Origin of the sequence: Paracoccus maritimus (genome assembly GCF_025195095.1) — a bacterium.
Classification (GTDB): Bacteria; Pseudomonadota; Alphaproteobacteria; order Rhodobacterales; family Rhodobacteraceae; genus Paracoccus; species Paracoccus maritimus.
Genome location: NZ_JANAVZ010000004.1, coordinates 278154 through 289885 on the forward strand (window position 1 = coordinate 278154; position 11732 = coordinate 289885).

14 protein-coding genes and 1 tRNA gene are annotated in these 11732 nt (G+C 63.3%); 3 read left to right on the top strand and 12 right to left on the bottom strand.

Going from position 1 to position 11732, the window contains the following annotated elements:
- Positions 1-33 precede the first annotated feature (33 nt).
- Positions 34-447 carry a YHS domain-containing (seleno)protein gene (locus MU516_RS09040; RefSeq protein ID WP_260276900.1) on the top strand — a complete coding sequence of 138 codons (414 nt, stop codon included), beginning with the start codon at positions 34-36 and terminating at the stop codon, positions 445-447.
- Positions 448-661: 214 nt separating this feature from the next.
- Positions 662-1093, top strand: coding sequence for a CoA-binding protein (locus tag MU516_RS09045; protein ID WP_260276901.1), 432 nt, complete (start codon positions 662-664; stop codon positions 1091-1093).
- 84 nt (positions 1094-1177) lie between these two features.
- On the opposite strand, the gene MU516_RS09050 is transcribed toward MU516_RS09045, so the two are convergent.
- The 6 genes from MU516_RS09050 to MU516_RS09075 all read right to left on the bottom strand — a co-directional run bounded on the left by MU516_RS09050 (position 1178) and on the right by MU516_RS09075 (position 7394).
- Positions 1178-3214 carry an OmpA family protein gene (locus MU516_RS09050; RefSeq protein ID WP_260276902.1) on the bottom strand — a complete coding sequence of 679 codons (2037 nt, stop codon included), beginning with the start codon at positions 3212-3214 and terminating at the stop codon, positions 1178-1180.
- 197 nt (positions 3215-3411) lie between these two features.
- Positions 3412-4254: a ferredoxin--NADP reductase gene (locus tag MU516_RS09055; protein WP_260276903.1), complete on the bottom strand. Its 843-nt coding sequence runs from the start codon at positions 4252-4254 to the stop codon at positions 3412-3414.
- Between the two features lie 52 nt (positions 4255-4306).
- Entirely contained in the window at positions 4307-4693 is a 387-nt protein-coding gene (locus MU516_RS09060; protein WP_260276904.1) for a DUF934 domain-containing protein, read from the bottom strand.
- Positions 4690-5421, bottom strand: a complete 732-nt coding sequence (locus MU516_RS09065; protein WP_260276905.1) for a phosphoadenylyl-sulfate reductase — start codon at positions 5419-5421, stop codon at positions 4690-4692. The genes MU516_RS09060 and MU516_RS09065 overlap by 4 nt, the downstream gene beginning before the upstream one ends.
- Positions 5414-7072 (bottom strand): nitrite/sulfite reductase, encoded by a 1659-nt coding sequence (locus MU516_RS09070; protein WP_260276906.1) that lies wholly within the window; start codon positions 7070-7072, stop codon positions 5414-5416. The genes MU516_RS09065 and MU516_RS09070 overlap by 8 nt, the downstream gene beginning before the upstream one ends.
- Entirely contained in the window at positions 7065-7394 is a 330-nt protein-coding gene (locus tag MU516_RS09075; protein WP_260276907.1) for a DUF2849 domain-containing protein, read from the bottom strand. Before MU516_RS09075 ends, MU516_RS09070 begins: the two co-directional genes overlap by 8 nt.
- Before the next feature lie 100 nt (positions 7395-7494).
- Between MU516_RS09075 and MU516_RS09080 the strand changes: the two genes are divergently transcribed.
- Positions 7495-8013: an Lrp/AsnC family transcriptional regulator gene (locus MU516_RS09080; RefSeq protein ID WP_260276908.1), complete on the top strand. Its 519-nt coding sequence runs from the start codon at positions 7495-7497 to the stop codon at positions 8011-8013.
- A gap of 168 nt (positions 8014-8181) precedes the next feature.
- On the opposite strand, the gene MU516_RS09085 is transcribed toward MU516_RS09080, so the two are convergent.
- From MU516_RS09085 to MU516_RS09110, 6 genes are all read right to left on the bottom strand, one after another.
- Positions 8182-8257: transfer RNA gene (locus MU516_RS09085), tRNA-Phe, on the bottom strand.
- Between the two features lie 85 nt (positions 8258-8342).
- A complete protein-coding gene (locus MU516_RS09090; RefSeq protein WP_260276909.1) occupies positions 8343-8510 on the bottom strand; it encodes a DNA gyrase inhibitor YacG in 168 nt (55 codons plus the stop codon).
- Entirely contained in the window at positions 8507-9559 is a 1053-nt protein-coding gene (locus MU516_RS09095) for a ribonuclease E/G (RefSeq protein WP_260276910.1), read from the bottom strand. The genes MU516_RS09090 and MU516_RS09095 overlap by 4 nt, the downstream gene beginning before the upstream one ends.
- On the bottom strand, positions 9556-10158 hold the full coding sequence (locus MU516_RS09100) for a Maf family protein (protein WP_260276911.1): 603 nt from the start codon (positions 10156-10158) through the stop codon (positions 9556-9558). Before MU516_RS09100 ends, MU516_RS09095 begins: the two co-directional genes overlap by 4 nt.
- A gap of 31 nt (positions 10159-10189) precedes the next feature.
- A complete protein-coding gene (gene infA, locus MU516_RS09105; protein ID WP_010397442.1) occupies positions 10190-10408 on the bottom strand; it encodes a translation initiation factor IF-1 in 219 nt (72 codons plus the stop codon).
- An 88-nt stretch (positions 10409-10496) separates the two neighbouring features.
- Complete coding sequence (locus MU516_RS09110) at positions 10497-11675, bottom strand: FliM/FliN family flagellar motor switch protein (protein ID WP_260276912.1); 1179 nt, start codon at positions 11673-11675, stop codon at positions 10497-10499.
- Positions 11676-11732 lie beyond the last annotated feature (57 nt).

The following is an 11732-nucleotide window of genomic DNA, read 5'->3' on the forward strand; positions in this document are numbered from 1 at the left end:
TGCCATTTAGGCTGATAGCCCGAAAGTGCCCGCATGAAGACCGCTGCCCTGTCACTTCTGATCGCCCTGCTGAGCCCGCCCGTTGGCGCGATGGCGCAGGATTGGGCGTTGGGCGGCTTTGACGCGGTTGCATCCCGTGGCGCGGGCCATGCGGTTCCCGGCCGAAGCGATGTCGTGACGATGTGGAAGGGAAAGCTGTGGCATTTCGCGACCGAGGATAATCGCGCGCGATTCGAAGCAGACCCACGCGCCTACGCGCCCGGATTCGCAGGATTCTGCCCGATGTCTCTGTCCGAGGGACGACGCGAAAAGGGCAATCCCCGGCATGTCGTGGTGATCGGCAAACACCTGTACCTGATGCGATCAGAGGCAGCCGCGCGCAGAATACTTGCCGCCCCGCGAAAGACGCTTGAGAAGGCAAAGCAGAACTGGCGAAAACTGAAATGAAAATCGTGAACCCGTGATTCAGAATCACGAATTCGCGACAGATCTGGAACTTTGGACGGGTGATACTCATTTGTCTAATAGAACATGACCCCGGAACGGTCATGTTCGGATCACTGTCCCTCGTTCCGCGACTTGCGCCCGGCCGGATTTCTGGACCGGGCGCCTTTTCTATGTCAGATTGCTGCAACCTGTGGATGAGGGAGGGAGGCTCGCCATGGACATTGATCTTGACGACGACGAGGACATCGCGCGAATTGCGAAATCCACGAAAGTCATTGCGATGGTTGGCCTTTCACCAAAGGAGGATCGGCCAAGCTGGGGCGTCGCGCGCTATCTTCAGGCGCAGGGCTATCGGGTCATTCCGGTCAACCCGAATCATGCGGGAACGATCATTCTGGATGAACGGGTCTATGGCGATCTCTCTGACATCCCTGCTGACGCCGGCGTCCAAATGGTCGATATCTTTCGCCGTTCCGAGGCGGTCGCGGGGATCGTGGACGAAGCCCTTGCGTGCCTGCCCGATCTGCGGGTGATCTGGACGCAGTTGGGCGTCCGCGATGACGCAGCCGCTGCCAAGGCGTCCAAGCGGGGCATCACGGTTGTTCAGGACCGCTGCCCGAAGATCGAGTTTCCGCGCCATCTCTGACGCAACGCCCGATCGCAGATAGAAAAGGCCCCGACAGGATCTGCGGGGCCTTCTTTGTGATGTTTGGGGTCGTTCCCCGTTGTGCTAGCGGCTGTCGGAGACCTGCAGCAGGTCGGTGACGCGCCGCACGGCAACGCGGCGATTGTCCCTGACATCCCCTTCGGCGCGCACCTTGAGAAACTGTTCTCCATAGCCCTGCACGACAAGGTTTTCCGGCGGGACATCGAAATATTCGGTCAGCGCAAGCGCCACGGATTCGGCGCGCCGATCGGACAGGGCAAGGTTCACAACGTCGGGACCGACGGTATCGGTGTATCCCTCGATCATGAAGATCTCGCGCGGGTTCTCGGCCACCGCGGTGCTGATCGCCGACCCCAGTGAGGACAACTGCGCCGCCTGATCGGGACGAAGCGCCGCAGACCCGGTGTCGAACGTGATCGCATCCAGATCAAGCGGCGCGGCAAGCGAACGAACCTCGGGGATGTTCCGGATCTGACCCAGTGTGAAGCGCCGATCGATCGACGTTTCCCGGCGCAGCGCCTCGCGCAGTGCGGCCTGATCCATGTCGGCATCGTTGCGCGAGGCAGGGGCCGGAACGGGACGCGGCAAAGAGGCGATATCGACGGGTGGAACCGTCTCGGTATCGTCGATCAGCCTTGTGCTGCGACCATCCGCCGAAATCAGCGTTCGGCGCAGGATACGCAGATCCGCGTCACGGATCGTCACGACCTTGCTGCCATCCGGACGCGTCACGATGGTCCTGGAAGACCCGTCGTCGAAATTTTCGGTCGTCACGTTCGATCCAGGCTGCCGCAGCAGGACCGTTTCGTCCTTGACCACCTCGTGACTGCCGTCAGGACGCGTGAAGACGACCCGATCCGGGCTGCTAAGCGCGACCTGACGATTGTTGTTCAGCATCGATCCGACCGCCAGGGCCCCTGCCCCCAACAGCAACGCCTTGACCAGATCATTGTCGTCGTCGTCGTCATCCTTGCGCGCGCGATCACGAGGCGCCTGACCCGAGGTCTGCGCCAAGACATCGCGCAAACTGGTCGAGAAATCCTGAGAGGAACTGCGCCTGTTTTCCCGGGTGATCCGCTGTTCCCTGATGTCACGCCGTGTCTGCCGGTCATCCAACGCCTGTGCCAAGGCTGCGCGGGTCTCTCTGGCGGCTGCTTTCGCGGCATGATTGCCGCGTCGGTCGCTGTCGTTCGACCCGCGCGCGATCATCTTGCCGTCGCCATCGGCGCGATAGGTCTGGGCGTTTTTCGGCGCAAGGCGATAGCCGTCGCCATCCCGCTCCAGCACGACGCCGCGCGGCGTCATGACCCGCGTGCCCCGCGCACAGGGAAAGCTGCCGCCCGACACGCAGGACAGCCGATCCTCGGTCAGACCCGACGCGATCTCCTGATCCAGAACCTTGCTGAGACCGGCCATCTCACCGGCGCGTTGCTTGGCGGACTGCGATCCGGCGCGACCGACCCGGCTGTTCGCCGCGGCAGCCTTAAGCCGGTCATCGCGGTCCCGGGCACGTTCCGCTTCGCGGGCCTTTTCCCGAGCCGTGTCTTCCTGACGCTGCGCCTGCTCCTTGCGCTGCTTGGCCTTTCGCGCGGCCTCGACCTGGGCCTGGGCATCCTTCTTCGTTCCAGCCGATGCCTTGTCGCGACGATCCTCTTTCGGCTTCTTTCCCTTGCCCTCGCTCGACGCCTTGCGCTCGTCGTGCTTCCCGTTGCCCGAATGCTGCTTTGCGGGCTTCGCCTTCTGGTCACGGTCGGGCCGATAGGCGTGTTTATTGCCATGCCCATCGGCCTGCTGCTTGGCTTGCTTCTTGCCGCGGTCCTTGGTCTTGTCAGCCTTGCCCTTATCGTGTGACTTGGCCTTTTCGGCCTTTGGCTTGGCGGCTTCTTCCTTCTTCTTGCGCTCGGCCTTCATCAGCTGCTTGCGCACATCCTCGTCGATCCCTTGAAGATCCTTGACCGACTGGGCCAGCAGCACGGGATCGCCAGCGGCCGTGATCGGCGCCGACGGGGCCGAAGGCCATCCCTGCGACAGCGCCACCTGCGGCGCGATCATTGAAAGACATGCGGCCAATGCCGTCGTGTTGTGAACAAGCTTGCGCATGGGTCCCTCTGCCTATCCCGGAAGTCGGCTTCTGCATTCCTGATCTTCATAACAGGTCGGTCTGGCGTAGGTTCCAAACAACTGCGTGAAGCCCGCGGGCAGACGAACGAAAAAAGGGCGAGGCCAATGGCCACGCCCCAATCCGGATTGCCTCTGCCTACCGGGACCGGTCGATCGGTCAGAACGAGGTCTTCACCTCAAACGCCGTCTCCGACAAACGCCTTTTCGACGACAAATTCCTTGGGGTCCGAATTGGCGCCCTCGCGCAGCCCGAAACCCTCCAGCACCGCCTTAACATCGACGTTAAAGGCCAGGCTGCCGCAGATCATCGCACGGTCGGTCTCTGGCGAGATCGGCGGCAGACCCAGATCTTCGAAGACCTTGCCCGAGGTCAGATTATCGGTGATCCGGCCCATGAAGGGCGATTGCTCGCGCGTGGTGGTCGGGTAATACAGCAGCCGCTTCGCGAAATCCTCGCCATACAGTTCACCCAACAGCGGATCGTGCTTCAGGTTCTCGACCAGTTCCCGGCCATATGTCAATTCGTCTGCGTTGCGGCAGGTATGCATCATCACGACCTGCTCGTACCGCTCATAGGTCTCGGGGTCGCGCATCAGGCTGGCGAAGGGTGCAACGCCCGTGCCGGTGGCCAGAAACCACAGACGCTTGCCGGGCAGCAGCGCATCAAGGACCAGCGTGCCGACGGGCTTTGGCCGCAGGATGATCTGGTCACCCGGCTGGATATGCTGCAGGCGGCTGGTCAAAGGACCGTCCTGAACCTTGATCGAATAGAACTCCAGTTCGTCGTCCCAGTTCGGCGAGGCAATCGAATAGGCCCGCAGGATCGGCTTTCCATTCTCGCCCGGCAGGCCGATCATCACGAACTCACCCGACCGGAAACGCAGGCTGGCAGGCCGCGTCACCCGGAACGAGAACAGCTTGTCCGTCCAGTGCGTTACCGAGGTCACGGTCTGCGCGTCGGGGATGGTCTTCTTGGTCGTGTTCGGTGCGGCGTCGGCCACGGTCAGGTCCAGCGTCATGTCTTAATTCCTGAATGTCTTAGGCGATCTGCGGGCGATGTGAAAGGGTCACTCAGCCGGCAAGGCGCGACCGATGGTCCCACGCCTGCCAGTCGGCACGCGCCAGCCATTGATCCTGCGGCTGGCGCGCGGCGATGTCCGGAGCGACCTCGACCTCGTCGAACCCGACGCGCCGGGCCATCGCATACTGGTCGGCGATCAGCCGGCCGGTGGCACGCAGGCGGCCCCGATATCCCAGTTCACGCAGGCGGCGGGCCAGGCTGAATCCACGCCCGTCCGTGAAGGCCGGGAAATCAATCGCCAACAGCGTGCAGTGCAGATGATCGGCCAGATCCTCGGGCGCCGTATCCGGGGCAAGAGTGATTTCCGCCTCGATGTCCAGCGGATGAAACCCGTCATCGCGGACAACGATCCGCTGGCTGTTCAACTGATCGGTCATGCCGAAACCTTTCCGCGGACCATGCGCCCGCCGATGAAATGAATACCGCATTCGGTCTTGTCGCTGCCACGCCAGCGACCGGCGCGCGGATCCTCGCCGGGCTTCACTGGCGAGGTGCAGGGCGCGCACCCGATCGAAGGATACCCCTTCGCGACCAGCGGATGGCGCGGCAGGTTGTTCTCGACCATGTATTCCTGCACGTCCTCGGGCCGCCAATGGGCCAACGGATTGACGCGCAGGCGCGTGGGCGGCTCGGGCTCAAAGAACTCCAGCGCGGCACGCTGGCCGTTCTGGAACCGCTTGCGGCCGGTGATCCATGCATCGAACCCCGACAGCGCCTGTTCCAGCGGCACCGTCTTGCGCAGGTCGCAGCAGGCATCCTGATTGAACTTGTGCAGCGTGCCATCAGGGTCATGGCGCGCGACCTCGGCCTTGTCGGCCCTGATCACGCGCACATCGGTCAATCCCAGCTTCGTCGCGACCTCGCGCTGATAGGCCAGCGTCTCGGGAAACAGCATCTGGGTGTCGATGAACAGGATCGGCAGGCCGGGTGCCACGACGCTGACCATATGCAGCAAGACAACCGATTCTGATCCGAACGACGACACAAGCGCGACGCGACCCAGATCCGCGTCGCTGACCGCGCGGCGCAGAACCTCGGTCGCGGCATGATGCCGGTAGCGGTCGTTCAGCCGCCCCGCCCGTGTGTCAAGGCTGCCATCAAGCATCGGTCGTCTCGGGATACAGCGCGGCCTTGAAGGGCGCGGGGCCAAGCCTGCGATAGGCGTCAAGGAAGCGTTCGGATGCATCCTCGCGCACCTCAAGATAGGCACGCAGCAATCGGTCGATGGCGGGCACGACCTCTTCGGCCGGGAAGCCCGCACCGGCGCGCTGGCCGATGGCAGGGATGTCGTAGCCGTCACCGCCAAGCGTGATCTGATAGTTCTCGACCCCGGCGCGATCCAGGCCAAGAATGCCGATATGGCCCAGATGGTGATGCCCGCAGGCATTGATGCAGCCCGAGATGCGGATGTTCAGATTGCCGATCTCGTCTTCCAGGCCGACCGCGCGGAAATGCTCGGCGATCTCTTGCGCGATCGGGATAGACCGCGCGGTCGCCAGCGTGCAGTAATCCATGCCCGGGCAGGCGATGATGTCGCTGGTCAACCCGGCATTCGCAGTCGCCAACCCGGCTTCGCGCAGCGCCAGATACAGCGACGGCAGATCGGATTTGTGCACATGCGGCAGCGCCACGTTCTGGTCATGCATGATGCGCAGGTCGTTGTGTCCGTATCTTTCCGCCAGATCTGCCAGCAGACGCATCTGATCGGCACTTGCGTCGCCCGGCGTCGCGCCCGGCGCCTTGAACGTCACGATGACGCTGGCATAGCCGTCAACTCTGTGTGCGTGCAGGTTGGTATCGGTCCAGCTGCGGAAGGCCGGGTTTGCCTGACGTTCCGCCTCATAGCCCGCGAAGGGCGCATTACGGAAGGCCGGTGCGGTGAAACGATCCTTGAAGATCGCCAGCGCCTCGCGGTCCGCACCGTGGAAATCGCGGCGGCGGTGCTGGAATTCCTCTTCGGTCTCGGCCTTGAACACGTCCAGGCCACGTTCCGAGACGGTGATCTTGATGCGCGCCTTGTATTTGTTGTCGCGGCGGCCGGACAGGTTATAGGTCGCGATGATCGCCTCGATATAAGGCAGCAGATCCTGTTCCGGCAGAAAGTCGCGGATCACCTGACCCAGCATCGGCGTGCGGCCCAGACCGCCCCCGACCCAGACCTCAAACCCGGTCTTTCCGTCCTTTTCAACCAGCCGCAGGCCGATATCGTGGGCCGCGACCAGCGCACGGTCGCGCGCACCGCCGGAAATGGCGATCTTGAACTTTCGCGGCAGGAACTGGAATTCGGCGTGGTCCGTGGACCAGCTGCGCAGCAGTTCGGCATAGGGGCGCGGATCGGCGACCTCGTCGGATGCGGCACCGGCGAAGGCGTCGGTCGTGACGTTGCGAATCGTGTTGCCCGAAGTCTGGATCGCGTGCATCCCGACCGAGGCCAGTTCGTCCAGCATGTCCGGGATGTCCACCAGCCGGGGCCAGTTGAACTGGATGTTCTGGCGCGTGGTCCAATGGCCGTAACCCTTGTCGTAGGTCGCGGCCAGATGGGCCAGCATGCGCATCTGATCGGGGCTGATCGTGCCATAGGGAATTGCCACCCGCAGCATGTAGGCATGCAGCTGCAGATAGACCCCGTTCATCAGGCGCAGGGGACGAAATTCCTCTTCCGTAAGGCTACCATCCAGGCGGCGGGCGACCTGGGCGCGAAACTGGGCCGCTCGGTGGCGAACATAGTCGGTTTCGACGGGACGGACATCAAACATTGGCGGCCTGCGTTTTGTCGGACTGAATTCCGTGGAAATAGTTGGACGGACCTTTCTGGCGGAAGGCCTCGCGGAAATGGGCGGGCTCGGGGCCGTTCGGGCCGCGCCGGGCCTCGACGATATAGGGCCCCACGACCCGATCCGATTGCCCGATCGCCTTCAGCATCGCCAGTTCAGCGATGGCCTCGTCCTCGAACAGCGTCGCCTGCGCGGGATCAACCGTCCAGCCGTCGTCGCACATCCAGACGTTATGGCCTTCGCGCAGATCGTTCGCGGTGATGACGCCGGGCTTCGCGGGCGTCGGGATGAAGGCTTTACTCATGGGTTCGGACCTTTCCGTTGGTCCCATCAATATAGAATTTTGTTCTGGCATTTCGCGATAGGGTCAGCAAAATAAGGACGATCAGTCAGTAGAGAGCAGTATGACGGAACAGATTTCGCGCGACGCCACCAGCCCGCAAACGTCTGTCCGCCTTGACGAGGTGGATCGGAAAATCCTGTCCTTGCTGCAGCAGGATGCCAGCCTGTCGCTGGACCAGATCGCCGAGCGTGTCGGCGCATCCAAGACTCCGGTCTGGAACCGCATCCGCAAGCTGCGCGAGGCGGGCGTGATCCGCAGGCAGGTGGCGATTCTGGACCCCGAGGCGCTGGGGCTGGAGGCGTGTTTCTTCGTGCTGATCCGCACCGCCGAACACGACAAGGAATGGGCAGCGCGCTTTCTGCAGGCCCTGCGCGAACGTCCCGAAGTGATCGAGGCGCATCGGCTTGCGGGCGATATCGACTATATCCTGAAGGTGCAGGTCCGAAACGCCCGCGCCTATGACCGCTTCTACCAGTCGCTGATTTCGCAGGTCAGGATCCACAACGTCACCGCCCTGCTGTCGATGGAGGAAATCAAGGCGACATCGGCCCTGCCGATTGGCGAGGCCGGACGAAACTAGAGAATGCGGGGAAGATGGTGCCCGGGGGCGGAATCGAACCAACGACATGAGGATTTCCAAGCCTCAAGGCTGAAAAACCGCCATCAGCGCTGAATGATACCCAAGCGAATTTGAGACTGGCCGCAACCTGCCGTCTACTGAAGTAAGTTATTGTTGCTAAATGAAAAATGGTGCCCGGAGGCGGATTCGAACCACCGACACGCGGATTTTCAATCCGCTGCTCTACCAACTGAGCTATCCGGGCGCCTTGCGCGACGTTCCGTCGCCGGGCGTGACGCGGGTTTTACGGATGCTTGAAGGGGGTGTCCAGTCCCAAAAAGCGGATTTCTTCACTGCGTCTGGTCGTCATCTCCGGGAACCTCATCAAGTGGCTCGCCGGGGATCCGGTATTCTCCGCGCAACCATCGCGCCAGGTCGACATCCGCACAGCGTTTCGAACAGAAGGGCCTGTAGGATGGGACACTTGGCTTGTCGCAGATCGGACATACGGCAGTCATGCGCGCGCCCCCGCCGCCAGACGCGACAGGGAAACCCGATCACGTTTGCGGTTCAGTTCATACAGCCCCATCGCCGTCCATCCGATCAACGTCGTCTCGGTGCCTTCGCCCCGGAAGACGGATCGCAGCACCTGATCCAGCGTGGCGCGGTCGCGCTTGGGCATCGGCGCAAAATCGACGACCACCTGCCCCCCCAGCCCGCGAAGACGAAGCTGGCGCGGCAGGTCGCGTGCAAGTGCGATATTCGCCTTGAGCGCGGCGGCGGGCGACGTGTCGCTGCCTGTGTTCACATCGACGGCCACCAGGGCGCGGGTCGGCTCGATGAAGGCGCTGGCGCCGGCCGGCAGGTCGATCCGGGCGCGCAGCAACGCATCGACGGCATCGGTCACACCAAACCGATCAAAGCTGTCGGGACCGTCCTCGACAGCGTCAGGCGCCGGGTCCGCCCAGTCCATCCAGGACTGTTCCCAAGGATCCGGCGCGTCCAGCAGAAGTTCGGGTTGGCCCTCGGCCTCCGACAGGATCCGATCGGCCAATTCCACCAGCGGTTTCAGTTCGGCGATGATCTCGGCGGTGTCGGCCTGCGCGGCGACACTGCGCATGATAAGTCCGTGGGTCCGGCCGTCCAGGATGCCGAGGCCGGTCGCCTCCAGCATCCCCCGCATTTCACTGTCCCGCACCCGACGCGAGACGTTCACTCCCGGCGCACCGGGCGTGACCAGCCCATGACGCCCGCGGAACAGAAGGCGCGGCGACAATGGGACAGCCTTGCCGTCTTCCGCCACACCGGCGATCTGAACCAGCATCGCCTGGCCTTCGCGAAGGCCCGAGCGGTCGCGAAGGAAACCACGCTGCCCTTCGGGCAGACGCACGAAGACGCCGCCCTGCCCCTTCATTAGTCGTTCGGTCACACCCCGACATATCGCGCCCCGCGCCAGCGGCGCAAGCGCGCGCGAATCGGCGATCAGATCCTGAAGCTGTCCATCAATCATCAGGGCCGCCGCACGCGCACCGGCCAGATGTCCCAGAACGACTTGACGTCCCTTCATGTCGATTTCACCTGCTGCTGAGCGGTTATGCCTATCGCGGCAAGCATCGCGGCCGTCTCGGACAGTGGAAGACCGACCACCGCGGAAAACGATCCCTGGATCCAGGGGATATAAGAGGCGGCGGCGCCTTGAATCGCGTATCCGCCTGCCTTGCCCTGCCAATCCCCGATCTCAAGATATTGCTCAAGATCACGGCCAGACAGCGGTCGCATGCGGACGGTCGTCTGGACCAGGCGTTGTCGGATCTTGCCGTCATGGTGCAGTGCCACCGAGGTCAGCACCTGATGGCGCCGCCCCGACATCAGCCGCATGAAGCGGGCCGCTTCGTCGCGATCCTCGGGCTTACCCAGGATCCGGCCGCCCACCGCTACGGTCGTGTCGGCGGTCAGAACGGCCTCATCCTGCGATGGGGGCAACGCTTCGGCCTTTTCCACCGCCATGCGCCGCACATAATCGCGTGGCGTCTCTCCGCGCCTGGGAGTCTCGTCGATATCCGCTGCGCGCAGGGCATCGGGCACGATCCCGATCTGGGAAAGCAATTCCAGCCGCCTTGGGCTGGCGGATCCCAGCACCAGCGACGGTTTGTTGCGGCAACGCATCAGATCGGTATCGGATATTGGTCGCGTCGGATCACTTGAAGCGATAGTTGATACGCCCCTTGGTCAGGTCGTAGGTGTTCATCTCGACCTGCACCTTGTCGCCGGCCAGAACACGGATGCGGTTCTTGCGCATCTTGCCTGCCATATGCGCGATGATCTCATGGCCGTTTTCCAGCTCGACCCTGAACGTCGCATTCGGCAGGAGTTCCTTCACGACGCCGGGGAATTCGAGCATTTCTTCCTTGGCCATGGTCACTCCGTAATAGGCGTCCCGCAGGATTCGGGACGGAGGTTAGATGCGACCAAGTGGCGCGGAATTCAAGGGGAAAGCGCGTCGCCTAACGGTTACTTGCCGGTTTCGGTATGGTCTGGACGCTTCTGACGACATCCTGGGACGTCTTCGAGGTCGAAGCAAGCCGGAATTCGTCATCCGCCCGAAGGTCATCGATCGGCGGCTCGGGGATCGCAAAGCCGGGACGCCCGGTCACGGTATCCGCCGTCGCCGCATCCGGTACCGGGGCATCGTGAACCGTGGACCGGGTTTCTGCCAGCAAGGGATCACGCAGCCGGATCGCATGACAGCCGTCAGCCTCGCCGAACTTGCCGATTGCGACCAGTTGCCCCCTTGCCGTTTCGATCCGCGCCTCGGACAGGCTGACCCGTGGAAGGGATAACAGCTTGCCCGCGGTCAGGCCACGCAACTCGCACAACCTCATCCGGCGGCGGCACAGCACGCCCGTCAATTCGATCGGTGCGCCCCTGACCACATCCGACAAAGATGCGGCGTCGCATGTTTCGGCGGCGTTGCGTTCGGTCGGCGCGGCGTCGGAAGCGGCCACCCGTTGCGGCAAGGCCTTCGAAACGCCTGGGTTCTGGTCGATGCCAAAGGCCAGGGGAAGCGCCAGAAAGATGGACCCCACGCGCGTTTCGGCCGCGCCCAATCGCAGCTCGAACCGCAGGCTGCGATAGGACCGATCCTCCAGCATCAGTGCCAACGGCCTTGGATCGTCCAGATAGCTGGCATAGCGATACCCCGCGATCCCGGCGAACCCGTCAACGCCTTCCATCTCGGAGGCCAGATCGGCCATCAGCGCGTTGATGAAGTCGGCGCAGATCATCGCATCGCTGCGGGTCGGACGACGGCGTTCGGCAGGCCTTGCCGTGATGCGACCCAGCGTCTGAACCTCGATCAGCGCGGTGACTGTTTCCGGGCACAGCGCCATCATCCCGATCAGGTCACCCGGCCCCTGCAGCACCGCAAGCAGCGCCGGATCGGGCAACAGCTCGGGCAGTTCGGCCAAGGCCAGCGCGCCCGGCGTCACAGCGATCGGCTGCACGCCAAGCCGATACAGCCGGTCCGCCGCCCGACCGACGGCGATCGCCGCCGAACGTGACGGCGTCGGCGGCGCGGACCGTGGCAGTTGCGGCAGCCGCTCTGCCTCGGGCGTGGCCGTTTCACGCGCGCGAAGCAATCGGCGCAAGACAGCGCCATGCGCCAGCCGGTTTCCAGAAGCCATCGCTGTATCGTCATCATGTGACATGTGCCGTCCGAATCACCGTTATTCTTAGGGCAA